Source organism: Halobacteriovorax sp. DPLXC-1, from assembly GCF_036903125.1.
In the GTDB taxonomy this organism is placed as follows: domain Bacteria; phylum Bdellovibrionota; class Bacteriovoracia; order Bacteriovoracales; family Bacteriovoracaceae; genus Halobacteriovorax_A; species Halobacteriovorax_A vibrionivorans.
Genome location: NZ_JAYMCO010000001.1, coordinates 1053917 through 1080311, shown reverse-complemented (window position 1 = coordinate 1080311; position 26395 = coordinate 1053917). Strand labels below are relative to the sequence as shown.

The 26395-nt window shown below is 36.4% G+C and carries 25 protein-coding genes; 8 read left to right on the top strand and 17 right to left on the bottom strand.

Annotation, left to right across the window (positions count from 1 at the left end; all coding sequences use genetic code 11):
* Positions 1–283: 283 nt before the first annotated feature.
* From VCM44_RS05275 to VCM44_RS05260, 4 genes are all read right to left on the bottom strand, one after another.
* Complete coding sequence (locus VCM44_RS05275; protein WP_120405190.1) at positions 284–538, bottom strand: hypothetical protein; 255 nt, start codon at positions 536–538, stop codon at positions 284–286.
* Positions 539–687: 149 nt separating this feature from the next.
* The gene (locus VCM44_RS05270; protein ID WP_334678203.1) at positions 688–1389 is read right to left on the bottom strand and encodes a MipA/OmpV family protein; all 702 of its coding nucleotides are present in this window, start codon (positions 1387–1389) and stop codon (positions 688–690) included.
* 65 nt (positions 1390–1454) lie between these two features.
* Complete coding sequence (locus VCM44_RS05265; RefSeq protein ID WP_334678202.1) at positions 1455–1958, bottom strand: hypothetical protein; 504 nt, start codon at positions 1956–1958, stop codon at positions 1455–1457.
* A gap of 133 nt (positions 1959–2091) precedes the next feature.
* Complete coding sequence (locus VCM44_RS05260) at positions 2092–2877, bottom strand: hypothetical protein (RefSeq protein WP_334678201.1); 786 nt, start codon at positions 2875–2877, stop codon at positions 2092–2094.
* 131 nt (positions 2878–3008) lie between these two features.
* Here VCM44_RS05260 and VCM44_RS05255 point away from each other — a divergent pair, with 131 nt between their 5' ends.
* The gene (locus VCM44_RS05255) at positions 3009–3974 is read left to right on the top strand and encodes a tRNA-dihydrouridine synthase family protein (RefSeq protein ID WP_334678200.1); all 966 of its coding nucleotides are present in this window, start codon (positions 3009–3011) and stop codon (positions 3972–3974) included.
* A 26-nt stretch (positions 3975–4000) separates the two neighbouring features.
* Here VCM44_RS05255 and VCM44_RS05250 read toward each other — a convergent pair whose 3' ends face one another.
* Both VCM44_RS05250 and VCM44_RS05245 read right to left on the bottom strand, forming a co-directional pair.
* Positions 4001–4414 carry a response regulator gene (locus tag VCM44_RS05250; RefSeq protein WP_334678199.1) on the bottom strand — a complete coding sequence of 138 codons (414 nt, stop codon included), beginning with the start codon at positions 4412–4414 and terminating at the stop codon, positions 4001–4003.
* On the bottom strand, positions 4407–5720 hold the full coding sequence (locus VCM44_RS05245; RefSeq protein ID WP_334678198.1) for an ATP-binding protein: 1314 nt from the start codon (positions 5718–5720) through the stop codon (positions 4407–4409). The genes VCM44_RS05250 and VCM44_RS05245 overlap by 8 nt, the downstream gene beginning before the upstream one ends.
* 348 nt (positions 5721–6068) lie before the next feature.
* On the opposite strand from VCM44_RS05245, the gene VCM44_RS05240 reads away from it, so the two are divergent.
* Positions 6069–6869 carry a DNA helicase gene (locus tag VCM44_RS05240; RefSeq protein ID WP_334678197.1) on the top strand — a complete coding sequence of 267 codons (801 nt, stop codon included), beginning with the start codon at positions 6069–6071 and terminating at the stop codon, positions 6867–6869.
* Positions 6870–6973: 104 nt separating this feature from the next.
* On the opposite strand, the gene VCM44_RS05235 is transcribed toward VCM44_RS05240, so the two are convergent.
* Positions 6974–7519, bottom strand: coding sequence for a hypothetical protein (locus VCM44_RS05235; protein ID WP_334678196.1), 546 nt, complete (start codon positions 7517–7519; stop codon positions 6974–6976).
* Between the two features lie 243 nt (positions 7520–7762).
* Between VCM44_RS05235 and VCM44_RS05230 the strand changes: the two genes are divergently transcribed.
* Positions 7763–8590 carry an Fpg/Nei family DNA glycosylase gene (locus tag VCM44_RS05230; protein WP_334678195.1) on the top strand — a complete coding sequence of 276 codons (828 nt, stop codon included), beginning with the start codon at positions 7763–7765 and terminating at the stop codon, positions 8588–8590.
* Here the strand turns inward: VCM44_RS05230 and VCM44_RS05225 are convergent, their stop codons facing one another.
* The 3 genes from VCM44_RS05225 to VCM44_RS05215 form a co-directional block, all read right to left on the bottom strand.
* On the bottom strand, positions 8591–9022 hold the full coding sequence (locus VCM44_RS05225; protein ID WP_334678194.1) for a DoxX family protein: 432 nt from the start codon (positions 9020–9022) through the stop codon (positions 8591–8593).
* A 102-nt stretch (positions 9023–9124) separates the two neighbouring features.
* The gene (locus VCM44_RS05220; protein ID WP_334678193.1) at positions 9125–9730 is read right to left on the bottom strand and encodes a hypothetical protein; all 606 of its coding nucleotides are present in this window, start codon (positions 9728–9730) and stop codon (positions 9125–9127) included.
* A gap of 16 nt (positions 9731–9746) precedes the next feature.
* Positions 9747–10361: a hypothetical protein gene (locus tag VCM44_RS05215; protein ID WP_334678192.1), complete on the bottom strand. Its 615-nt coding sequence runs from the start codon at positions 10359–10361 to the stop codon at positions 9747–9749.
* Between the two features lie 121 nt (positions 10362–10482).
* Here VCM44_RS05215 and VCM44_RS05210 point away from each other — a divergent pair, with 121 nt between their 5' ends.
* Together VCM44_RS05210 and VCM44_RS05205 are read left to right on the top strand one after the other, a co-directional pair.
* Complete coding sequence (locus VCM44_RS05210; protein WP_114705256.1) at positions 10483–10848, top strand: helix-turn-helix domain-containing protein; 366 nt, start codon at positions 10483–10485, stop codon at positions 10846–10848.
* Positions 10849–10993: 145 nt separating this feature from the next.
* Positions 10994–12760, top strand: a complete 1767-nt coding sequence (locus VCM44_RS05205; protein ID WP_334678191.1) for an ABC transporter ATP-binding protein — start codon at positions 10994–10996, stop codon at positions 12758–12760.
* Positions 12761–12763: 3 nt separating this feature from the next.
* Here VCM44_RS05205 and VCM44_RS05200 read toward each other — a convergent pair whose 3' ends face one another.
* Positions 12764–14116: a hypothetical protein gene (locus VCM44_RS05200; RefSeq protein ID WP_162929658.1), complete on the bottom strand. Its 1353-nt coding sequence runs from the start codon at positions 14114–14116 to the stop codon at positions 12764–12766.
* Between the two features lie 224 nt (positions 14117–14340).
* Here VCM44_RS05200 and VCM44_RS05195 point away from each other — a divergent pair, with 224 nt between their 5' ends.
* Positions 14341–18279 carry a hypothetical protein gene (locus VCM44_RS05195; protein ID WP_334678190.1) on the top strand — a complete coding sequence of 1313 codons (3939 nt, stop codon included), beginning with the start codon at positions 14341–14343 and terminating at the stop codon, positions 18277–18279.
* Positions 18263–18778: an NYN domain-containing protein gene (locus VCM44_RS05190; RefSeq protein ID WP_158536717.1), complete on the top strand. Its 516-nt coding sequence runs from the start codon at positions 18263–18265 to the stop codon at positions 18776–18778. The genes VCM44_RS05195 and VCM44_RS05190 overlap by 17 nt, the downstream gene beginning before the upstream one ends.
* A gap of 2 nt (positions 18779–18780) precedes the next feature.
* On the opposite strand, the gene VCM44_RS05185 is transcribed toward VCM44_RS05190, so the two are convergent.
* From VCM44_RS05185 to VCM44_RS05160, 6 genes are all read right to left on the bottom strand, one after another.
* Positions 18781–19308, bottom strand: coding sequence for an NUDIX hydrolase (locus VCM44_RS05185; protein ID WP_334678189.1), 528 nt, complete (start codon positions 19306–19308; stop codon positions 18781–18783).
* A gap of 1 nt (position 19309) precedes the next feature.
* Complete coding sequence (locus VCM44_RS05180; RefSeq protein ID WP_334678188.1) at positions 19310–19954, bottom strand: hypothetical protein; 645 nt, start codon at positions 19952–19954, stop codon at positions 19310–19312.
* Between the two features lie 11 nt (positions 19955–19965).
* A complete protein-coding gene (locus tag VCM44_RS05175) occupies positions 19966–20694 on the bottom strand; it encodes a glycerophosphodiester phosphodiesterase family protein (protein WP_114705263.1) in 729 nt (242 codons plus the stop codon).
* Positions 20694–22364 carry a hypothetical protein gene (locus VCM44_RS05170; RefSeq protein WP_114705264.1) on the bottom strand — a complete coding sequence of 557 codons (1671 nt, stop codon included), beginning with the start codon at positions 22362–22364 and terminating at the stop codon, positions 20694–20696. Before VCM44_RS05170 ends, VCM44_RS05175 begins: the two co-directional genes overlap by 1 nt.
* 8 nt (positions 22365–22372) lie before the next feature.
* Positions 22373–23803 (bottom strand): aldehyde dehydrogenase family protein, encoded by a 1431-nt coding sequence (locus tag VCM44_RS05165; RefSeq protein ID WP_114705265.1) that lies wholly within the window; start codon positions 23801–23803, stop codon positions 22373–22375.
* Between the two features lie 66 nt (positions 23804–23869).
* Positions 23870–24109 carry a hypothetical protein gene (locus VCM44_RS05160; RefSeq protein ID WP_114705266.1) on the bottom strand — a complete coding sequence of 80 codons (240 nt, stop codon included), beginning with the start codon at positions 24107–24109 and terminating at the stop codon, positions 23870–23872.
* A 268-nt stretch (positions 24110–24377) separates the two neighbouring features.
* On the opposite strand from VCM44_RS05160, the gene VCM44_RS05155 reads away from it, so the two are divergent.
* Positions 24378–26369, top strand: a complete 1992-nt coding sequence (locus VCM44_RS05155; protein ID WP_167849470.1) for a transketolase C-terminal domain-containing protein — start codon at positions 24378–24380, stop codon at positions 26367–26369.
* Positions 26370–26395: the final 26 nt, after the last annotated feature.

Here is a 26395-nt window from a genome sequence, read left to right as displayed (position 1 = left end):
TTATATAAAGGCTCATCATCATGCATTTTCACCACAATTTTTATTCTAACACTCTCTATCGTTTTTTTATTTAGAAAACATTAAGTATTTAAAATGACTGAGACTCAATAAGATAATAAGACTTATCATACGGGACTATAAATATTTATCTGCCAAGTTTTTCGTGGTCTCTATTAGTTTCTAAAGGATACTGTTGTAACATTTTGAATTTATTAAATTGTGGAAAAAACATGGAAGTGCAGCTAGATATACTGCACTCCTTAAGAAATTTATTTTATTAGACTTATAGCTTGAACCAATTGTCTTTACATTCAAGTAGATTATCATCCTTCAGAATACACTGAGTTGGACGCTCTTCTCCGTAGGCTCCTACGTAGAAATCAACAATAGTATATGATCCAAGTTTTGAGACCTTCGCGATTTCAACATATCCATCAAAGCGTAATGCTGACTCAAGGATCTCAACTAGTTTCACTTCAGATGTTGCTAAAGACATACTTGAAGTAAGTAAACAAATCGCCATAATAATTTTTTTCATAATCTTCTCTCAATCTAATGTTTTGTTTTATATAGACCTATAGATAACAGGATCTCAAGACGAAGTACTTAAACATTATGAGTTGTGTAGAATTTATAAGGTTTTGTTATCTTGAAAAGATAAAATGGAAGAATTGTGTAAATTAAATATTAAAATGTGTAATTCCAAAAAAAGCTGCCACGAGTATATGACTTCTTTTCGACAGTAGGTGAATTATAAATTTCATCATCAAAGAGTCTGTAGGAAAAATTTAAGACAAGTGAGTTGTGCTTATCAAGGATATAGGTATTTACAAGTGTTATTGTTTGAATGATGGCCTCGTCAACTTTATAAGCAGAGAAGTAACCTACTTCACTATCTCTTACTCCATAGTAGTAATTTGTATAATCTGAGCTAAAGACACCGTAAGTATATGAAGGAACGATAAAGTAATTCTTTGTAATTGGAAAACGCCAAGAAAATTTGAAATTATAATGTGTCCCTTTGTAGGTATTAGAGATATCAGCGGCATAACTTGCGCTAAGAAAGAATAAGCGCACCATTGCTCCCACATCGACAGCAGACTTACGAAGTTCTACTTCATGGGCCTTATAACGATCCCCGATCATATTCACTTTTAGTCGCATTTCTGCCAGATGATTTCCTAAGACACGTGCACTAACACTTGGGCCAGCAACTCTTAACCTTGGACTAAAGTAGCCAATCATTGGTACAATATTGAGCCCAAAAGGCATGGGACTGACTTCATTTTCAACACGATACTCGCCAGGTTGAAAATATCCAATTCCAGTCACCCATTTTGCGTGAACAGATTGAGATATGAATAGAATTAAGAATATTAAATACTTCAATACCTTACCTTGATACACCTATGATACGAAGTATTCTGGTCAGGTACAAGAGGGCAATATCTTTGTTAAAATAAGTAACCCAATGATAAGACACCTGTGACTTCTTCTCTTTCAAAAGTACTAGCATCAAAATTAAACCCAGCTCCGTATTCAAAATTTATACGTTCATAAAATACCCACTGGTAACCAAAAACTAGGCCAATGTACTTATCTTCTTCGACTTCTGTTCTCTCAATCCAACCACCATTTATAAAGTCAGGATCATCATATCGAGAGATTTCACGACTTAAAGTATATTTTCCTTCAACAAACCATGAATCATTCCATCCCTCATTTCCAAAGAAGTAGCGATAGCCAAAAACATATTCTGAATCACTGGAGTCAGTTGCCTGTAAAGATCGAAAGAATACGGCATGTGTATCTTCTATAATTCTCAATGCTTCTATGTAGTAGATAAATCCATCTTCATAAGTTTTACTTAAAGGTCCAAGCGAAAAACGATTCTTATAGTCGTTAGCAAAAGCAGTTGATGATAAAATTAGAATTAAAATTAGAAGTGATTTAAACACATAATGCCTTTTAGTATATCCATATACTGAAATGATTGTCTAAGTATCTGAAATATCGGCTATTTCGAACAAGTTCTTAAAGTAAAAAAGAAGATAATGAATTTCTAAAACTACGCTGACTTAAGTATTGAAATTACATAAAGAGCTGTTTCAAAGTTTTCTTTAGAATGTCCTGGCTCCATGCTTTAAAGTCTGGCCATTGAGGGTGCCAATTTAATGTCTTACGAGTCCATTCATTATTGCACATCTTACTATTAGAGTTCTGACTAGAATATTCAACACCATTTGCCTGTTCACCTAAAACGATTTTTGCAAATTCACTCTTCGTCATAGGACTTCCGTCACATCCTAGGTATCTTGTACCTTTCGATCCACTTTCAAGGGCCTTCACTGATAGCTTTGCAGCATCTTGGGTGTGGATTAAGTTAAGTAGTGAGTCTTTTGATGAGCTAAGCTTCATCTTACTTTTTAAATACAGATGAGGGCCTCTGTGTTTGTCATAGAGTCCGGCCAATCTTAAAACACAACCACCTTTATCAATAACCATCTCTTCAACTGAAAATAAGCGATGCTCAGGATTTGTCTTTGAGTTTTCATTTACAACTCCTCCATTACTTTCCAAATAAACAGAAGTCGAAGAAATAAATAGAAAATTACCAGACTCATTCCAACACTTAAAAGCTTCCTCTACGAGTTCAGAGTAGTTATCTTTTGGAGGTATTGAAAATAAAATATTTGAAACTTTCGGAAGCTTTTCGCCATAACAAAGAGGAGTGATTTCTTTTAAGCTAAGCTGCGAATGTTTTCTAGTTGTATTAGTGACACCAAATACTTCTTCACTAGGAAATCTCTCTTTCCAAAGAGTTGCAACTTTCTCTCCGAGATTGCCAGCGCCAAATACCAATAAATTATTTTTCATAGAGTCACCTAAGTAAATGAAACAAAATTCTCTGCTTCATTATGCCTTTTCCTTGAGCTTGCGTAAAGAAAAGCACCTAGTCCCCTAATTCTTCTATACCAAAGGCATAAATTTGGTGTAGAAAATGAACTATGAGTTTTAATGATCACCTGGTTCTCGCCCCAATTCGTGGTGTAACCAACTATGTTTATCGCAATGCCTTAGAGCAGACATTTTCTGGCGCTGATAGTGCCATCGCTCCCTATATTGTGACAAAACATACAAATGAACTCAATAAGCGCCAACTTCACGATGTTCTTCCAGAGAAGAACCTTCTTCCCACCACTGCTCAAATTCTCACAAAGGAAGTTGATCAATTCCTCTATGTGGCAAATATCTATAAAGACTTTGGTGTTAAAAAGGTTAACTTAAATATGGGCTGCCCTTATCCAATGGTGGCAAACAGAACCAAAGGCTCAGGCCTTCTTCTTCATCCAGATAAAGTGGAAAAGCTTTTAACAGGAATCAAAGAAAAGTGTCCCATCGAGTTTTCAGTTAAGATCCGCCTTGGACGTGAGGATGTCTCCGAGATCAAAGAGATCATTCCCATGATCAACAAATTAGAAATCAATGACTTCACAATTCATGCTCGCTACGGAAAACAAATTTATGTTGGTGGCGTGGATCTTGATGCCTTTGAAGAGTGCTTGCCTCTATTAAATACAACTCCCTGCTATAACGGAGATATCAATACAGTAGAAGATTTCAAGGCCTACAAAGCAAGATTTCCACAGATTAATCGCTGGATGGTAGGACGCGCAGGCCTTTCAAACCCGGCCCTTATGGCCCAGATCAAGGGGTCAAAATTTAATGAACAAACCTATCTGGCAAAGTTAATTGAAATGCATAAACTTATGAGCGAAGAATACCTCTCAATGGACAATGCCAAATCAGACTACCTACAAAAAATGCGAGGTCATTGGCTCTACTTCAAAGATATCTTTGAGAATGAGCACAAGGTTTATAAGAAAGTTAAGAAAGCCAAATCCATCGAGCATTATAATGACGTTATTGAATGGATCTTTGAGCAGGACCTTAACCCCGACTTTTTAGATTAGAGAGAAATGGTTTTAAAACCTTATTTTTACGCAGCACCTGGCTGAGTGTCATTTAACTCAGGAAATTTATTTTTTATTAAATTAGTAAGCTTCTCAAAGTCCACTGGCTTTTCAAAATAATCAATCGCACCAAGTTCAGTTACTTTATCCTTGTATTCGTTACTTGAGTATCCAGAGATCATAATAGTGGCAATATTAGGATAACGTTTGCTCACTTCCTTTAATAATGTAATGCCATCCATACCTGGCATATTTATATCACTTAAGATCAAAATTACATCATGGCCTTCATCACTTTTTAAAACATTTAATGCATCTTCACCTGATATTGAAAATGTTAGATTCATTTTCTTCGACTTTATCCAATCTTTAAAAACATGTTTAAAAATAAAATACACATCCTCTTCATCATCAACGAGTAACACATGGATCTTAACCATCACTAATCTCCTTAGGAAACCTAATCTTTACAATTGTAAACTCATTTGGAACTGATTCAATAAAAACATCCCCTTCATTTTTCTCAACTATTGATTTTACAATAGAAAGACCAAGGCCTGAGCCTTCGACACCAGATTTCGTGGTAAAGAACGGTTCAAATACCTTATCTAAAACATCCTTTGGAACTCCCTCTCCATTATCTTTAACCTCTATTAAAATGTATTTATCTTTTTCGAATGTATTAACCATTAGCTCTGCTTCTTGATCACTGCCTGTAAACTTATTGTGAAGACTCTGAAGTGAATTCTCAAATAGATTTAAGAAAACAGATTGAATATCATTTGTGAAAAGATGAAGATCATGACTAATATTTGAAGAGTGGTTAAAGTTAAGCTTTATCCCTTCTGTTTTGAATACGGAAGCATGGAATGCATATTTGAAAGACTCCTTAATTAATTTCTTGATGGAATATTTTCTTTTTCCGCTATTTCGATTGTCTAGCATAATAGAGAGAATATTTTTCATCCTTAAGCTATGAGTCTTGATAATATCTAGTGCTTTCCCTAAGTCTTTAAAGTCACTATAGTCTCCATTTTTCATATCATTATATACTGATGAGGCTATTTGACTTGAATTTAAAACAAGGTTTAAAGGGTTTCTAATTTCGTGAGCAATACCTGTTGTAAGTCGTCCTAAAGCAGCTAGTTTTTCTTGTTCAAGCAAGCTCTCATGGGATTTCCTTATAACTTCTTCTTTCTCTTTAACCTGACATTCGACAATATTATTTAAATCCTTGATACTTTGATTGGCCTCTATCATTGCAAGTTCAACACCAACACGAGAGGCAAATAATTCAATTGCCGATTCGAAGAAATCAACTTCATTAATAACTTTAGTATCTAATATAACAAGTAGTCCGAAGAACTCACCAGTTGGAAGGATTACAGGTGCACCAACATAGGCTTCAACTCCCATCTGTTGTAGTAATTCATCTTCAGGAAAGTCAGAACATACATTAGAAGCATGTATACAAACTCTTCTGCCTGTTAAAACATTACTACAGGGAGTGCCATCCAGATTATACTCTAACTTTTCAACAAACTCCCCCTTGGCCATTGCATAATCACTGACAATGAGACTTGGGTCTTTTATTGAAGGCCGTCCAACAAAAATATAATCGACCTCAAGCTCCTTTACGATATTTGTCATTAGGCTTCTAATATAATCAGCACCAGATTTTTCTTGTGAGATAGTGAAAATCTTTTTTAAAACATGAATTTTTTCAACTTGTCCTAATTTGCTCATCTCATCGCTCATTTGCTCCAATAAAATATTTTAGGACAAAATAGCGAAATAAATGTTTAAGAAGTATTAAGAATAGATAAGAAAATGAAATATTTTTTCACAGTTACTTAACTGGCACTCGATTTGATTTTTAAGTTTTTGAAATCTTTACGTTATAGTAATTCTTATGCTTTCACACTTGCTCAATCTCAACTTGCCCATTAACATAATAAGTAGGTGATTATTCTCGCCTCCCCCCTTCAAAGGGAAAGCACTAGAGTGCAGAATGAATCGAATTTCTACATCTAACCTTTAATAAGGCTAGGACATAAGAAGGGATTGTTTTTACGGCCAAGTTGGAGGTTTCAGATGAAATTATCATCACCTATTTTCGTTTTAAAAAGTCATGCAAAAAAGTTAAAGAAAAACCAAGGCATCACCATGTCCGAGGCCTTAGATCTTGTCGCACGAGCTGAAGGCTTCTCTTCTTGGTCACTGCTAAAGTCCAAATTCCAAGAAGTCTTGCCACAAAAATACAGCGACATCTTAGGCTACTTAAATGACGGCGACCTCGTACTCATTGGTTCAAGACCAGGTATGGGAAAGACAAGCTTTGCCCTTGGCTTATTTGTTCAGACCATTAATGCCAATCACGCAAAGAGTTTCTGCTTCACACTTGCTCATACACACAAAGAGTACGCTGCCCGAATTGGAATTTACGATCAAACTATTGGTCATAATAACGAGCGCTTTGAACTTAACTATTCTGATGATATCAGTGCCGACTACATTATCAAGGCAACAAAGAACGAGGTAGCTCCTGGCTCACTTATCATAGTGGACTACTTACAGCTTCTCGATGAAAAGCGCATCAATCCACCGCTGCAAACTCAGGTGGAAAAACTCAAAACCTTCGCCAAAGAATCAGGCTGTATTATTATCTTCATCTCTCAAATCGTACGCGATGTGGAAGACCGCATCGACAAACACCCGACAGTAGATGACATTCGTCTTCCTAACCCGCTGAACTTAAATCTAATAAATAAGATTATTCTGCTCTACCGAGAAAAGCGCGATTCTAAAATTGTGGATGTGACTTTTGCTGGAAAGACTGATCATCGATTTCAAGTTGGTTGGGATGGATCCGAGGTTCGTTTTTTTGATCTGTAATTGAAGTGAAGCCAGGTGTTTTTAATTTGCGTTGTGCTAAGAAAAGACACCTGGAACTATAATTGTAGAACTAAGTAAAGAAAAAGCACCTGGAACCTTCTTTTTTATTTTTTATATTCAGCATAATTCTTTATTACCAAATCGATTGTTTTTGTATCAACATTAAAAGTGCACAATTTATATGACTTTTCAAATGGAACCTCATTAATTCCTTTCTGAATAGCCTTACGATATTTACGGTTCATCAAAACTTTAAAGTCATGAAGCTCATTTATACCTATGGCATCTTTATAATTAGAAATTTCTTTACGAACGATTTTAAATATTCTCCTACCATTTTCGATACTATAAGCAACAAATTTTGAACATGACTTAGCACTATTAATTTTTCTCCTTGCTTTAATCCAATCCTCAGGACTATCGACAGTTCCATAACCGGTTTTAGTATTTTTAAAACTTTGCAAAGATTCATTTAGTAAGTCATAACCATCATAGATTTCAGTTATTGCTTTTAATAATTGCTTATGTGAAGAAAGATACTCTTTAGTCTTTTCTCTTACTTCTAAAGCAGACTGTGTATCACCGAATGAATATTGAGCATTGATCACAATTAGAAAATTAAATAGCACAAGACGTAATAGTAGGTTCATATTATCCCTCTTAAGATATAAATGATTAATAGATAGCTACACTTCGCCACTTTTTAATCTAAACTTAATATATTCACCGAAGAAAACTCTATAATTTCAAGCACATACCAACACTATAACAATGAAGTGAATAACAAAATGAACACCTTACAACGCGAACCTCCACCCACTCTCAAGAGAAAAAAATTCAAAAAAAATGACCATAGTGATAAACTTCTGCCCACATAAAAAAGGAATTAAAAAGTGCCTGAGTTACCAGAAGTCGAAACCATCAAATCACAACTCTCTCACGTTCTCCCAATGGAGATCGAGGAAGTCGCATACTCTGATGTGAGTGATTCCATTGTTAAGGATAAGGACTTCAATCCTAAGGGCATGACTCTTGAGCGTGTGGAGCGCCAGGGAAAGGTTCTGCGTTTTTTCTTTGAGGATCAAGATGGGAATGAGTGGCGTGCGATCTCAGGGTTGGGGATGTCGGGATCGTGGCGAATTGCAACGGAAGAGATTACTGAAAAGCATACTCATGTAAAACTCATTGGGACAAATGCAAAAGGGCCAATTCATCTAGGCTATATTGACCCTCGCCGCTTTGGTGTCTTCCACCTCTACTCTCCACCAAATGAGGCTACATGGCTTACACGCTTAGGCCCTGATGTATCAAAAGAAGAATTCACTCTTGATTATCTTTTGATGCTAAAAAAAGAGCGTCCTAATAAAGTGTTAAAACCATTTCTCTTAGAGCAAAACTTCTTTGCCGGTGTTGGTAATTATATGGCCAGCGAAATTTGCGCAAGAGCAGGAGTTCGTCCAACGCGAAGAATGAAGACCCTAACGAAGCTTGAGCTTGAAAAAGTCTACATGGCCGTAAAGATTGTTCTCGATGATTCCATTAGCACAGGTGGTACAACTTTTTCTGGTGGCTATCAAGATGCCTTTGGCGAAAAAGGTGAAGGTGTAAAAAACCTTGTTGTCTTTTATCAAAAGGTTTGTGGCCTATGTAAAGAGACAGAGGTTAAGAAAATCACACTGGCCCAGCGAGGAACTTACTACTGTCCAAAGTGTCAGAAGTAATCAACCTTTTTGTTGCTTCTTTTTATCTAATTCCTCTTTTAATGGACAACGAAAAATCTGTTTAACAATATCACTGTAAGGCTTACTAAAGAAAGCTAAGTAGATTTCTAAAACGACCAAAACGATTGCAATAGGGAGTCCAGATGGATCCAGCACAATATGCACAAGCAATATATTGAGAATAATTGGTGCAAGAACAACAAGGGCCAATGGAACGAAGACTCCAATCATAAGAAGAGCACCACAAGTTATTTCTGTTATTTTTAAAAGCGGAAAGAAATACTTGGCAGCAACAAGACCTCCCATAAAAGTTTGAAGATCCTTAGGCATATTCTCTGGCGGTGGAAGGAGATTAAAAAGCCCCGCTATTCCAAAAAATACAAATAAAAAGCCAAGAATTAATCGCGCTATAGTTGGTAACTTCGTCTTCATCGGAATCTCCTTATTATAGTTATTAAGGAATTATTTCGGTGAAGGAAGAAAAGTTGTACTTAATTTACTTAAAGATTTACGACAAATGTACTTGCTCTTTTTTTAGATAAGCAATTCTTCAGGTATCTCATAACCATTTAATTGGTTTACAAGATAGAAGCGTCTAGATTTTGTAATAATACGAAAGAAGTCATTTCCGATTTCAGGGTCACGTAGCTTTTTACGTAAACGACTTAAATTCACATCAATTGTATTTTCACTAGAAGAACCAAAGAGACTTTTTGATATTATTTCTCTTTCTCCATTACCTGCACGGTTAATGGCCCTAAAGAGGTCCATATCAGTACGTCCGATGATAGAGAATAATTTATAGATTTCTAAAGTAACGAGACGATTAAAAAGAACTTCGATAAAGTCTGTGTCATTTAAACTTTTAAAAGTAAAGAGCTCTCCACCCATATGAATAATACGCTTGTTTCGATCCCCAAAGAAGTCCCCTACTAAGTAGACAAAGTTTGCATCAATATATTGAATCTCATCAATTAATTTATCTTTAAACTCTATCGACTCATCATCTAGATCGAGAATAAGTAACTCACCAACGCCATTATACTTAGGAAATTTTTTTATATACTCAATTTTAAGGCCGCTCTTTTCTTCAATCTTATCCGCTAGATAAAGTTTGCTTTCATTTGCTGTGTAGGCCATTAATCTCATTGTCATCTCAAATTATTTTTTTAGTTTCATTCTTTAATAAGTGTCCTGGAATCTCATAATTAGTCAGACAACTCACAATGTAAAGTCGTCCATTTTTAGTAATGATTCTAAAGAAGTCATTTCCAACATTTGGGTCCCTTAATTTTTTTCTTAAACGACTTAAGTTGACATCAATAGTGCTCTCACTTGTAGAGCCAAAAATTAATTCACTTAACTTTGACTTTTCTCCATTACCCGCTCGGTGAATAAATCTAAATAATTCAACATCAGTTGGACTCACCAAGTGTAGTAATTTAAACATTTCCTTTTGATGAATTCGTCTTATGATTTCTGAAATAAAATCTTCTTCACTTAAGCTTTTCATAATAGGGCAATTGCCCCCTAGCGAAATAAATCGGCCGATATTGTCCCCTTGCAGCGTGTCAGTTAAGAATAAGAACTTAACTTTTGTGTATTGAACCTCATCCAGAAGCTCATCTGTAACTTCATCGAGCTCAACAAATAGGATTTCACCAGGCCCCAGATCATAAGGAAGCTCATCTAAATACACAAAATTGGCACTACAAATGGATTCTATTGCCGATTCTCTAAAGATTTTCTTTTGATTTGGCGTATAAGCCATTAATTTTACTACCATGATAAACCTTACGTATTTGTAAGTAAATAATATTGCCTAAACATAATATCATTATTGAGTACCAAATAACAATTCTTGGTAATCGATAAAACTGGAGGTTAATACAATGAAAGAGAAAAGAGTTTTTGAGAACATTGCAAAATTGATTAAACAAAGAAGACGCAGCTTGTCACCTAAGGTATCTCAACAAGGTTTATCTTATCGACTAGGTTACAAAAACGGTCAATTTATCAGCAATATTGAAAGAGGACTTTGTTCTGTTCCATTAAGATCACTAAATTCTATTTGTGATGTCTTAAAAGTATCAAAAGAAGAACTAAGGGAAACTCTGCTAAAAGATTATGCAGAGACGATTGATAATTACTTCGCAGAAGCTGAGGGCGAGCAGGAAGAAAGTTCTCAGAGAGTTTCTAGCGACAATGGCAAGGAAATTAAAAGAAATTTCGAATTTGCTAGTAATTACGTAGTCTAGGGTCTAGCTAGACTACGCATTTCACCCTCGTCAATCTCTCAAGCACAACGATTCTATACTAATGAGATTGGCGGGGAACTTTTCAAGTATATAAGTTTCAGGCATAATTCGTCCAGTACAGATTTTATGACTAGGAACATATATAATGAATTCACAATCCTCACCTTTACGTAAATTAATTAACCATTTTAACAATAAAAAAGGCCAAATTTATACGGCCTCAACTTTTTCTATTCTCAACAAAATTTTCGATATTGCTCCACCACTATTAATAGGTCTTGCTGTCGATACAGTTGTTAAACAAGAGGAATCTTTTTTAGCAGAGATGGGAATTAGTGATAAGATCCATCAGATCTATATCTTGGCCATTTTAACTTTTATTATTTGGGCACTTGAATCACTCTTTGAATACCTCTTAAAAGTATGGTGGCGAGGCCTGGCGCAAGAAGTTCAACACGACCTTCGAATGGAAGCCTATGATCACCTTCAAAATCTTCATATTTCTTTTTATCAAGAACAGAATTCAGGGAATTTAACGACTGTTTTAAATGATGACATTAATCAGCTAGAGAGATTTCTTGATATTGGTGCAAATGATATTATTCAAACACTAACAACAGTTGTCTCTATTGGTGCAGTCTTCTTTTACTTATCACCACAAATTGCCCTACTCTCTCTTACGCCGGTACCTTTCATTTTATGGGGAAGCTTTTACTTCCAAAGAAAGGTTCAGCCACGTTATCAAAATGTAAGAAGTGAAGCGGGCCTTCTAGCAAGTATGTTAGTCAATAATATTGCAGGTATGATGACTATTAAGTCATATGTGGCCCAAAAGTTTGAATACAATCGTCTCGAAAAACAATCAAATCGCTACGCTAGAGCGAATAAAGAGGCCATTAGAGTATCCTCTTCATTTAGCCCTATAATTCGTATGGCCGTTTTATGTGGTTTTCTTTTCACTTTAACAATAGGTGCATCTCAAGTCTTTGATGGATCATTAGAAGTGGGCTCATATTCAGTGTTAATCTTTTTAGTCCAAAGGCTTCTGTGGCCTCTAACTCGCCTGGGTGAAACTTTTGATCTCTACCAACGTTCAATGGCATCCACTTCTCGTGTCATGGACCTACTTGAAACAGAGATTAAAGTCATTGATGGAAAAGAAGAATTGGAAAGCTTTGATGGTGAAGTAAGTTTTGAAAATATCAATTTCAAATATGATGAAGAAGATAACACTGGACTTAAAGATATCACTCTTAAAATTCAAGCAGGAGAAACTGTTGCTCTTGTTGGTCCAACAGGCTCGGGAAAAAGTACAATGCTAAAACTTCTTCAGCGCTTCTATGATCCTCAATCAGGCCATGTTAACTTTGATGGTAGAAACCTAAAAGAGCTAAAGCAAAACTCTCTTCGCTCTCATATTGGTTTTGTTTCACAAGACACTTACCTCTTTCATGGAACTGTTCTAGACAATATTATTTACGGTTCAAATGAAGCAACGGAAGTCGATGCCATGAAGGCCGCAAAATTAGCGGAGGCCCATGACTTTATCGAACTTCTTCCGCAAGGCTATCAAACAATAGTAGGAGAAAGAGGACAAAAGCTCTCAGGAGGCCAGAGGCAGCGTATTGCAATTGCGAGGGCCATCCTAAAGGATCCAAAACTCTTTATCTTTGATGAGGCCACAAGCGCTATTGATAACGAGACAGAGGCCGCCATTCAAAGATCACTTAAGACCATCACTCAAGGTCGCACAACAGTTATGGTTGCCCACCGTCTTTCGACAATTATTCATGCAGATCAAATCTGTGTATTAAATGAAGGAAGAATTGAACAACGCGGAACTCATGAGGAGCTCATTAAACAAGATGGACTCTATCGTGCGCTATGGAATGTTCAAACTGGAAATGTTTAAGAATTAAAAAGCAAAACGAAGTGATGAATAGATGGTGTCGTTAGCTCGATAAGCTGACCAATAAGAGTTCTTCTTTGGCGACTTAATAAGCTCGGCACCTAGATTCACACTTGCACTTCCTGCCCAGAAGGCATAAGTTGCTTCGGCCTTTAAAATGATATCTTCTCTTTCAAAGTCATATTTAAGATCACCCATTACATTAATGAAGTCAGTAAAATAGTAACGTCCTCTCATCCCAAGAGCACTTGCCCACTTTGCTGTATCAGAGAAGAAGTCATCTGAACCACGTTGATTATTAGTCAGAAGATTAATATAGTTTAAAGAAAACATATAATAACCTTGATTCACATTAAATGAGATTGAGGCATAACTTTCTTTTTCATAGTTTGGCTCAATAACAAAATAGTCAGACTCAAATGTCTTATCTTCTTCACGACTAAAGTCTACAACTTTAAAGTCGTTTCCAAATGTTGCTGTAGGATCATTCATATCAATTGAAGCAACCATCTGAACATCGCCTAGTTGTTGCTTATATTGAATTCCATAAAATAGATGGTGGTTTACAAGTGGAGATGCATCAACAGCAACACGATCATTATCTTGATCAAAGCGTGCCTCAGCATTCATCTGAAGACTATTTTGTGGCTTATAGATAAAGAAGGCAGAGATCTCAGCGTTTCTTTCCTCATTTGAACCAGATAACCTAAATCCAAGAGACTTATTTTTAACAACATCATTATAGATATTAGGCATATTAATATTGTAATAAATAGGAAGAAGGTTTCCTTCTAGAACTGTATACTTTGGAGGAAGTCTTACCCACTCACTTCGACTCGTAATATTTCCATCTTCAACTTCAAGACTAGGATTTAATCCAGGAACAAAGAAGTAAGAGAAGAATACCGAGAAGTTAATATTCTTATTAAACTTGTGATCGTATTGAATCCCAACTAGTCCTTCTTTCTTTTCTGATAAGAGATAGAAGCCTTGATTTGGATTTAAGGTATTTAATAACCAATAGTCTTCGTTTTCATTCCATCTTAATAATTGGCGGCCTACACTGATACGATTCTCATCATCTTTAAACTCAACATAAGCTTCAGGAGCAGAGAAATTAAAAGCTGCCTCTTTACTTACATAGGCCCTAGCTGCAAATTCACCATATACTTTTGCATTCCACATCTTTGATTCATAATTCCCTTCAATTTGGGCCCAATCGTCATATTCAGACTTCTTGGCAGGATCATTTAAGCGTTGGAACTTCTCATACGAGATGCTTCCGTCTAGTTGCGCTAGCGTAGATAGGCTTGAAATTGACAAGCAAAGTAATGTAAATCTTTTGATGAAATTATTCATTAAAGATTATTAAATCAGAAAAGGTTCACAAATAGAAGAACTTAAAGCCAACCTAGTAGCCATTACCCTAGGTGTTAACAGTTTGGACACTTATCCGTCAGATTATGTGTACAAATTTAACGCACATTGCAAAAACATTACAAATTATACGGTTATTCCTTTTCATTTAACTAGAAATTTTCTAGAATTTTATCGTGAACAACATGAACAAGTACATTAACACATTGAAATTACGTAATTTCTTTGCTTTTCTAGCAATTTCTTTACTCATTTCCTCATGTGGATTTATTAATGATGACCCAGTCGACGGAGCAGATATCGCTGAGTACGACGGGATTTCAACTAGTTGTAAAATCGACACCGATAGAATTAAGAAAATATTTGAAGTTAATATTGAAAAAGAGCTTAATTGTGTCCAAGACACCTTAAATAAGTTCAAATATGTTGAAAGTCGTGACAAGCGCTTCTTCTTTAGAGAAGACATCGTACGCTTTGCTAGAAAGTATATGAACAACCCTCCTGGCTCTGCTGACGATATTATCGAAGGGCTTGATCTACTCTTTAAATTAAACTCTCTACTTCAAAGAGATATCCCAGGACAAATGTCTCGTTCAAAAATTGATTCATTCTTTGCTATCTTAAAAGAGATTAATCGCTCTGGTGTAAAGATTGTAGATACAGTTAAAGAGATGCAAAAAGTTGAGACTTTAAAAGAGTACGAAAAACTTTCTGCTCAAATGAGACAACAATCAAATGTTCTTGCAGATAATATCAATGTAATTTTAAGAGATATCCCAGGTCCTGCACAGGCCATCGATATTCAGGATCTAATTTTAGATATCACGAAAGACCTAAAAGACTTTAAACTTGGTAAAGAAGTTATCAACTCTCTTCTATTCGCTAAGAAGCTATTTCTTGGTGGATCGAGAATCTATATTGACTCTGATGAATTCGCCCAATTATTTACTTTTCTTCCAGTGTTCTTAGAAAATATTGCAGATATCTTCTTCCTAAAGAAAGAATATTATAAAGATGGTTCAGCCTACTTTAATGAGCTTGCAAATAATATCGAAGAATTAAAACTCTATGTTTACGAGCACCAGAAAGAAGAGAATATCATCACAATTGATGACATCAATAATATCATCGACGAGTTCTTTACTTCAGATGATATCATCTCAAAAATTCTGGGAACAAATGAAGAGACAAATAGAAAACTAAAAGCGTTACTTCGTTACGCGAAACGAGATCTAATCAGAGGTAACCCAGAAGTATTCTCATACTCTGATGTGGAACTTGCCCTTAGCTTAATTAATGTAGGGATTCGCTCATTTGAGTCGGTAAATATATTAACTGACTTAGTTAAAGAAATCGAAGATAAAGACTTTGACCGCAAGGTTGTAATCAAAAAAGAATTTCGTGCAGAAATTGGAAAGCTTAGTACTAATGCCAAGAAGCTTTTAAATGAAGACATTACAATTCCTCGTGATCATCAAATGAATATTCTGCAATTTGCAGATGATATTATTGAGTTATACGAATTAGATATTAGAGATGATTTTACAAACTCTCTTCTTGCTCTAAAAGTACTAACAACAGGTGGAACAAGAGAAGTTTTACAACTACCAGAACTCTTAACGATTCTAAGTAAGACAGATCCACTTGCTGCCCTATTCTTTGATCTTATGTATCTTTCTAAGGACTATATTGAAAAAACATCTTTAGAAAAGAATAACTTCTTCTTAGCTCAAGTTCGCTCAGTTCAGGATCTTCTGCTTGATGAACTAGATAGCGACAATGTTATTACAGTAACTGATATTAATAATATTATTGAACAATTCTTTAAAAAGCCTGAAGACTTAGAAAAAGGAATCGCTCTTAAGAACCTTGTTGGAAATTATAAAGATAATATCTTACGTCTTCCACCAAGTGTTGAGCACCTTTCTTTTAAAGAGCTTAAGTCGACAGTAAATGTTGTGGCCATTGTCTATCGCTACTTAGCATTCCTAGACTTTCATATTGAGAATGTTGAAATCTTTAAAAAGATGAAAGATGGAGAGGAGACGACAAGAAGTCTTGTTTCGAAAAAAGACTATGTAAATCGATTCCTTTCAATTAAGGCAGAGCTATCAAATTACCTACTTAATCAAGATTTTGTTAATCAAGATGGTTTAATCAAGTCACTTATTTTACGCCTAGACGAATCTCAGGCCCTATTCAAGAAAGAATTTAATACAGCACTCTACTCTCAAGCAATGTCTTTAAAAGGGCTTGTACTTGGTGGTAATAACTTAATCATCAATAGAGACGACTTATATCACTTAACTGAAATGTCAGAAGGTCTAGCGGAAGTATTATATGATGCTTTCTTTACAGACTTCTCTATTGAGTCTGATTCAGTTCAAAATACGGCAACTGCTCTAAAGTTAATCCGTAAGGTGAAGTCAATCCTTCACCCAGTAACTGAAAAGAGAGACTTCTTCTCAGCAAAGGATATTCTAAGTTTTGCAAATGAAGTCTTACTAGAAATTAATCGTCGAAAAGATAAGCCTAAAGATGAGGCCGATCTTATCAATATGAATAACTTTAAGAGAACTCTAATTGAGTTCACTCAAAGAGTTTTTGATCCAGTTCCTCGATCAGAGTTAATGTATCCAATTCCATGTAAACCAAACCCTGCATATGATCCAGATAAGCAAGGTAGTTCAAAATGGATTTGTTCTGAACTTGATCCTCCGGGAAGTGAAAACTTTGATCTCATGATCTCAAGTGATGCTATTGATCGTATTTTTGAAATCATCGATGGAGCAATTGAAGCACAATTATTTTCTGATGCGACGTTTAGATTCTTCAGTGATCGTATGCAATCTCCTGACCCAGTTTATATTGATCAGAGAGAGTTCCCAACGGAATTAGAAGTACCTGAGTACAAATTAATTACGAAAAAGTCATACGTTATCCTGACAGAAGAATTTGCAAAGGTAGCAAGGGACTTCCGTTACTTTAGAAATAAAGATGGCTTCCCTACTTATCAAGCGCAAATCGTAAGAAATAAGACAGGTTTTAACTCAATTATGCTCTTTAGAAATGTCCTTCCTTACGTACTTGAAGGATACGCTGTTGAGGGAGACACGACTAACCCAAGAGTATCGAAAGGCCTAAGAGATAACCAACTCAATAACGCTCTAGTTGGTTTAAAGGCAGCTCTTGAAGAAATGGGACTTTGGACTGATGACTTCAAGACATTTGGTGAAAATATCCTACTTCTATCAGATCTCTTCCAGGCAACTTCTGGTGGTGACCTTTATATCAACCTTGATGAAGTAAGTGAGTTTATTGAACTAATTTTTACAGCAGCAAAGATGACTTCTCTACTTGAGGATAATCTCTACGCTGAAAATGAGTGTTCACATCGTGTTGATGAGAACGGGTTCAAAGTTATGGAGTCAAAGTGTATTCGTACGAAATTCTTTGATAAACTATTTGGAGAGAATGAAGAGAACCTTTCAAAATATTTCCCACGTCTAAAGGAATACGTGGATGCAAATAGTAGAGAGCACATCGTTCAATTTATTGAAGGTGTCGAAGTATTCTCAAGAAGTGTAGAAGATATCGATAAGGTATGGTGGAGAACAAAGGACTTCACACTAGTTATCGGTGCAATGTTAAATATCGAATCAACTTATATTAGATTTGATAAAAATGCTGATAATAAGCTCGACCAAGGAGATCTTGATCGTGGTTATGAACAAGCATACAAGAATGCAATTATTAGTATTGCGAAACTTAAAGGAAAATTAAAAACCTTTGGACGTACAGCATTCTTTTATCTACTAAAATACCATAAAGACCCAGGTGCTATTAATGTTGCTTGGACTCATATTTGGTTTAAGAAGTATTTCAAAAAATTCAAGGCCAAAAGGCTTGATATTAGTGAGCTACTGAAATTCCTTGTAGATAAGAGAAAACCTGAAGATCCTTCAATTATGTTTAAAGAAGAGCTTGCAGCTTGTGCGCTCGGAAGAACAGATGTTGATGAGGACGAACTCAATGAGATCTTTAAAGGGATGTCGACTGATATGCTCGTAGAGCAAATTAGACAATGCCATGCTGACTATGTCCAATCAGACGAAAGCGAAGCATTTTATGGAAATTTTTATTAATCAAACTGTTGCTATCTTAATCGACGGTAACAATATTGAAAGAAGCATTCACAGTGTCACGAATAACCAAAATACAATGGTTAACTTCGACACTCTTATCCCAAAGTTACTAGATAACCGCGGTCTTAATCGCCTAATCTATTTTAGAGAAGGTAAGAATATCTCATCAAAGCTGACAGAGAGACTACATAACCACTACTACGGTTCAGTTATTCCTTGTCACAAAAGTGCAGATATCCCACTTACAATTAAAGCAACTCAACTTGCCTCAAAAGTCGATACAATCATCATATTATCTGGTGACTCTGACTATATAGAGCTAGTTCGCCACCTTAGATCTGAAGGTGTACGCGTTGAGATTGCCTCAATTCCTGAAACAACATCTGGCCTTCTTGTTGAAGAAGCCGATTACTATCATGAAATCGATGAAAGTGATTGGTTTGAGCTACCTGGACAAAGTCGTCCAAATAGAAATAACAAGAGAAAGCATAAGAAATAGAACTATTTTAAGAGGTACCTGCTAATACATAGCTCACTTAGTGAGTGATCCATGTTTTTAAGGACCTCTTTTAGCTCTGAGACAGGTTTAATCACTAATTCAATATCTTCATCAGGGTCAAAGTTTTGCTCTCCATCAGGGCGGCAATTCTTGGCCAAGAAGAAATGAGCACTATTTGTCATAAAAGCAGGGTTGACGCTAACACGGCCAAGACTCTCCCACTCGTCACTAATATAGCCAGTTTCTTCCTCGAGCTCCCTTTTAGCTGCAACAAGAGGATCTTCACCTCGATTGATAGCGCCGGCCGGAGTCTCAATAGTGATCTCATCCATGCCAAAGCGATATTGCTCAACAAGAACGATCTTATTATCTTCAGTGATGGCCACCACATTCACCCAGTCAGCAAGGCGAATAATATCATATGGGCCACAAGCGATGGGCTTTGTCGGATGGTGAGCATCAATCGTCTCGTAAAGAAAAATATTTCCACGATGCTCTTGCTTACGTGATTTTATAATCCATTTTTCCAAACTAGAACTCCATAAGAAGAGCAGCATCGTCTTGTTTTGTGCTCTCTAGTATTTTTTCGTTAGTACGATCTCTTAGTTCAAGGTATTTAATAAAAGCTTCTTTACCGATTTTTCTCAAAAGAAGCTCGTCATATTTCTTTTGGATTTCACGATCAAAGGCCATCTCTTCTTCTGTAGGATTATAAGTATAGTTTTCTCCATACTTCGCCTCAAGCTGATCATGCATATCTTCAAAAGCAGCAATCTTGTCGCTAAAGAGTCCTTCTCTCATATTTAGATAATCTTTGTATTCACGTTCCGTTAACTGAAGCTCATTTAAGAAAAGATCCTTTACGTCACTTAGCCATTGCTCTTCAAGACGATCAAATTCCTCTTCTTTTTCTTCCAGTCTTTTATCAAGCTCTTCATCCGATTGGATTAGAAGCCCTTCTCGAGAGGAACTAACTTCATCTTCCACATCCTCAACTTTTACCGGATCAGAATCTTCATTATCTAATTTTGGTGCGGCACGGTCCTCAAACTCAACGACCATGACTTCACTTTCCTTAACACCAGCAGTGTCACTTCCTGTATTAAATTTTTGAAATAATAGATAGGCCGTAGCGATAATAGCGACGACAATAACAAATGATGCGAACTTCTTCATAAACGACTCAATTAAGGTTTAATATTCTCAAATATTATATTAGCACCTAATCGCTTTGCTGTCCGCATTTGTTCTTTTGTTCTGACAGTCCAAAAGACCAGATGGTTGAAAGTGAAACGTTTGATAATTTGCAGCTGAATTTTTGAATAAGTATCAATATCTAGACCGATGTAATTTGGCCTAATAACTGGAATAAAAGTCATATTGGCCAAGATTCTCTGTTTTAGACGACTAAGCTTTGTATCACTAAAATCTCTTGTAACTAAAAGCCCCAGCGTTAAACTTGGGTAATGCTTGCGAAGCCATTTTAATGTCATTGGATTAAATGACTGAATTGCATAATCTCCATCATAGTTATGAAGCAACTTCATAACCTCAGCTTCTAAGACACCATCGTGGTCGATAACTTTAATTTCGATAACAAGAGGAACCTTTCCTTGAACAAGATCGAGGACTTCTTTTAAAGTTGGTATTTCCTCATCTCCCTTTGCCAAGCGAAGCTCTTTTAAGCTCTTTAGGGTATATTGAGATACCTTTCCGTTGCTGCCAGTCATTCGCGTTAGGGTCTCGTCATGAAAGACCATAACATGCCCATCACTTGATAAGTGAACATCAAGCTCAATAGCATAGCCGTGGTTAACCGCTTCTTGAAAAGCGGCCAGAGAGTTCTCTGGGCATTCCGGGCATTCATGGCAGTGAAGCCCTCTGTGAGCAATATAAGTATCGAGATAAAATTCCATTATAACGTCTTTAAAAATACTCTTAAATCGGCCTTCTGCTCTTGAGTTAATAATTCATTCCCATCTCGATCAGTGAAGATACGATAGTAATGTCCAGAATTAGAAAGACCAGGTCTAGAAGTATCAAAGAAAGCTTCTGGAATACGTCTTTCATCAGGGATATCCATTCCAACAGGAAAACCATTACACTCAAAATTGAAGTCTAAGATAGGATCATCAGATGGTATCTGATAAAACGTTTTCACTCTTTGATCTGGAGGAGTCATTAACTCACATAGGTTTGGTATCGAATTATTGTGTAAATATGGATAACGTGACCAAATCCCATCAAGCGGTGGTGGTACATATCCAACTTGTGGTTCAACGACTGTTTTCATCCACTTAGAAATTTTTAATTCATTTAAGTCATCAGCAAAATACTTCATCCCTTCGTAACGAAGCGGATCTGTTCCAACATCCTTTACAGGAGTTTCTTCATGATAAATAACCTTGCGAGTTTTGATCTGCTCACTCTTAGACATTAGACCTGAAAATGGTAGAGACCAATTTTTCTGATATTCACCATGACACTTTTGACAACGATCCTTATAGACGTCCTCACCTCTTTTTGCCGCTTTAATATCGATGCGAGAAATATCGAAGAAGTCATCAATACGTGGTGGCTTTGTTGCAAAAGCAGCTGCCGTTAATTCACGAATAATATCAGGATTATCCTGCATCCACTTCTCTAACTCTCTTAAGTCAGTTCCACGACCTAATTCATTCCACAAGAAATTAGTAAAGATTGGATTTCCAGAAACGATAGAACCGTCAGATAACCAACGAGTCTTATATTTTAGGTTCCACCAAACAGCAGGCTTTGAATCAGCAACAGTTGTCTCTAGTGGATTAAAACGTGGAAAGATTTGAGTTAGCTTTGATTTTGTCGCATACTCATCTGTCTTACGACGAGCAAGAGATAAGGCAACTTGAGGAAGTGAAGTATCAAGCCCTAATACCATTGGAGAAGTTGCACCAACAGCACCAATATTCTTACGAGAGCGACGAAGCATTTCAACTTCACCATCAGTTGCATGAGTTACTTTTTGAAACATTTTTGATGGAATTAAAGGAAGAAGCTTTCTTGCCTTAACAAATAACTCGTTGGCCTTAACGGCCTTATTTGTTAGCCCCATTACACTTGTTCCAAATAGGCTTGCAGAGTGGCAAGTAGCACAACTAAAAGTAAGTCCTTTCCCCCACTTTGTATCCACAATACTTGCACCCATATAGTAATCAGGTCTTTCTCCATCTGGATATGGGATACGATAAATGCCAGTTGCATTCTCATCGTTATATGGGTTTAGTCCTAACCATTGAAAAAATGATTCAACACTATCTACTCCAAATTTCTTTTCACCAAGAGTTGTTAGAACAAAGTTTACAAATTTCTCATCTTTTAATTCAAAGAAATTCTCAAAAGCATCATATGGGATATAAAGACCTGTAACATCAACAGGCCATTTAAGAGCATGCTTAATACCGTGCTCTTTTATTTCTTCTAATTCTTCATTTGAAAGTTTATATAGGTTTTCTCTATTTTCGCCTTTTTCTAATCGAACATCTCTTCCCCAGTCTGGAGCGTATGCAAAACTACTGAAACATAATACGAATAATAAAAGTGCTTTCATTCTTTCCCCTAAAATAAGATTAGTTTTTTACGAGTGTAATCTTCCATTGCATATGCAATTCCCTCGCGACCAAGACCAGAGTCTTTAATTCCACCATATGGCATTGCATCCATACGAAATCCTGGAATATTATTGAAGATTAATCCTCCAACCTTAATTTTTCGACTTGCCTCTTTCATATTTACTAAGCTGTTTGTGAAAACACCAGCTTGTAGGCCATATTTTGAATCATTTACAAGTTCAATTGCCTCAGAAAATGAGTCATAAGGCTCTAGAATCACGACCGGACCAAAGATTTCCTCGCTTACTACCTTCATATCAGGATCAGTATTCGTTAAAACCGTAGGTGCATAGATATTATGCTCTTCATCGATAACATGGCCACCACATAGAAGATCGGCCCCTTTATTGATAGCTTCTTGTACCCAGCTATGGATGCGCTCAAGTGCTGCTGCATTGATAACAGGCCCATTTGTGATGAGCTTATCACTAGGGTCTCCTGAAGCAACCATCTCAACTTCTTCCAAGAATGCTGAAACAAAGTCCTCGTAAATCTCACTTGCAATATAAACTCTTTGAGTAGAGATACAAATTTGGCCAGCATATAAGAATGCACCATTAACAATTTTGGGAATAACTTCATCAAGTTCATCCACATCATTAACGATTACGGCCGCATTGCCACCAAGTTCAAGAAGACACTTCTTCTTTCCACAATTTGCTTTTAATTCCCAACCAACTTTCGCACTTCCTGTAAAAGAGAAAACATTGATTCGATCATCTTCTAAGAATAATTGTGCTACTTCATTTTCACAGACAACGACATTTAAAATACCTTTTGGAAAACCAACTGTTGAAAGGAGCTTGGCAAAAGCTAAAAGAGTAATTGGTGTTGACGGTGAAGGTTTAACGATAACACTGCAACCAACAGCTAGTGCTGGGGCAATTTTATGAAGAGCTAAATTTAGTGGAAAATTAAATGGTGAAACACCAAAGACAATTCCTTCTGGCTCATGTTGAATCATGGCCATCTTATCAGCACCGGGTCCATAACTTAGATCAGGTGTCTCACTAGAATGATGACGTGCTTTTTCAGCAGCTAGTTTTATTGTTTCTAAGCAGCGGCTAATTTCAGCTTGTGCATATTTAATTGGCTTACCTGCTTCTCTACAAATTAAATCAGCAAAGTAATCTGCTTCATCCTCTAGAGCATCTCTTAATTTAAAAAGAAGATTACTTCTTTGTGCACTATCGAATTCTTGATAATTTTTAAAAGCTTTCTTAGACGAATTAACGACATGATCAAATTGCTCTTGAGATAATAAGCCGATCTCCCCTAACGTTTCTTGAGTGTACTTATCTTTAACATGAAGAGAGTCATCTGCGGACAAGAACTCGTTTGCCACAAATGAAGAATGAAATTGTGAGTATTCGCGCATAAAAAAACCACCTTGTCTAAGGTGGTATTCTATCTAGATAAAATTTGATGGGTCAAATAATAAAATCTAAAAATCAAATTCACTTCCAGCATGCTGGTTGCTTAATTCGACATTAAATGAGGGGTTTTCACGTAAGAATGATTTCTCACCACCAATAAAAAGTTTGATGGAACATAAGTAACATAATTTAACCTTTATCTCTCTTCCGTTAAATGCAGAAAAGATTTTGGCCTTAACTAGCTTACTACGCTGCGGTCCGTTTGCGAGAGACCAATTTCTTCCAGCGGCTGAACATGCATCACACATCTCTTGAATCCTCTTCTCTTAAAGTTAATTTCCATATTAATTATTGATATCTGTCTCCATATATTTTATCGTCATTTCAGAATAAAACTTAAAAAATTTATGTTAGTTATAATTCCAAACACTTAGCGCTGACACTCTGGGCCAATTGTGCCAAAGAAAACTGTCAAAAGCCTTTGACACTGGCCGTCCTAAATAATGACTGGCCAGAAAAATTTCTCTCATGATACCTTTTATAAGTTATTGAAAATCAATGAATTCGGAGACATTAATGACGACTAAGATCAGGCCATTAAACGTTAAAAACAAATTAGCAACAGCACCAACAAAACAACCAATCTATGCAACAACAATCAAAGACCAAAACGGAAAAGAGATTACATTAGCTGATCCAAGAGCAACTCGTGCCCTTGTAGCATTAATGAATCAACATGCTGTTATTGGCGGAGCCGCTTGTCACTGGGGTGGACCAGCAGCATTTGCAGAAATGATGAGTGCCCTTCACTCAATCATGTTCTCAAGTGGAACAAATTGGTTTGAAAATTATAATTTCGTAAACGATGCAGGACATGCTGAAAACGGAATCTATGCTTTAAGAGCAAATCTAGGATTTGATGGATTAAACTTTGAGAGCCTAAGAGGATTTCGTTCAATAAACTCTAAACTAACTGGACACGGTGAAGCTCACCTAAACCCAGAAGGTGTTTTCATTTCTAATGGGCCACTTGGTTCAGGACTTCCTCAAGCACAAGGGCTTGCTCTTGCAGATAAGGCCATTGGTAATGACCGTGCAACAATTTGTGTAATTTCAGATGGTGGATGCATGGAAGGAGAGGCCCGTGAAGCAATGGCAGCAATTCCAGGCCTTGCACAGAAAGGAAAAATGAATCCATTCCTAATGATTATTAGTGATAATGATACAAAGCTTGGTGGAAGAATTACAGAAGATAGCTACGATATGAAAGGTAGCTTCCTTTCACTTCAAGAACAAGGCTGGGATCTAGTACGTGTTGAAGAAGGACACGATCTAGAAAGAGTTTATCAAGCAATTGAAGAAAATATTGCAAAAGCTAAATCAAATGATGCCAAGCCTGTTGCCCTCGTTATTAAAACAATTAAAGGTTACGGTGTTAAATCTACACAAGAAGCAAAGTCAGGTGGTCACGGCTACCCTCTTGGCGCATACGATGAAAAGCTTCCTGCTTTCCTAGAAGAGATTTATAGCGGAGATAAGTGTCCTGAAGAATTTATGAATTGGGCAAATGAAATCTTATCTTCTAAGCCAGAAGCGAAGTCTTCTTCTAATTCAACACCTGTTGATAAAGTTCAACCAGGTCTAGCTAATGCAATGATTAAAGCGACAAAAGAAGGACTACCAGTCTTTTCAGTAACAGCTGACCTTGCAGGCTCTACTGGAGTTGCAGCATTTCAAAAAGAATTTCCAGCAAACTACGTTGATGTAGGTATTGCTGAATCAAATATGGTTTCAACAGCAGTTGGAATGGCAAAACAAGGATTTATTCCTGTTGTTGATACATTTGCACAATTTGGTGTAACAAAAGGAAACCTTCCTTTAATTATGTCTCAACTTTCTCAAGGTGCAGTAATCTGTCTCTTCTCACACACAGGTTTTCAAGATGCTGCTGATGGAGCTTCTCACCAAGCAACAACTTATTTCTCAGCTGTAGCAGGTATTCCAAATACAAGCGTTGTTGCCCTTTCATCAAAAGATGAAGCTGAAAGCTTAATGTATCAAGCGATTAAAAACTATGAAAGTGCCGTTGAAAAAGGTGAAACACCAGAAACAACAGTATTCTTCTTTGGACGTGAAAAGCATCCAGTTTCATACACTGAAGGTTTAGACTATACTTGGGGTAAAGCTCAAGTTCTTCGCCAAGGTAAAGATGGAATTATTGTTACCCATGGTCCTCTCGTTCAAGGTGCCCTCGATGCAGCAGAAGAATTATCAGCTAAAGGAAAAGATGTAACAGTTATCAATAACCCATTCATTAATAAAATTGATCTAGAAACATTCAAGGATCAACTAGCTAAGAATGGTAATAAAATGGTAACAGTAGAAGATCATCAACTGACAGCGGGAGCAGGAGCAATGTTATGCCACGCTCTTAAGCAAGAAGGACTTGAGTTTGAAATCAAGTCTCTTGGTAATGATGGCCACTTCGGTCAATCTTCTTATACGGCCAAAGAGCTTTATGCAAAGTTTGGTTTTGATAAAGAAGCAATTATCAATCAATTCTCATAATCATCTACATTTGAAGGCTTCGGAAA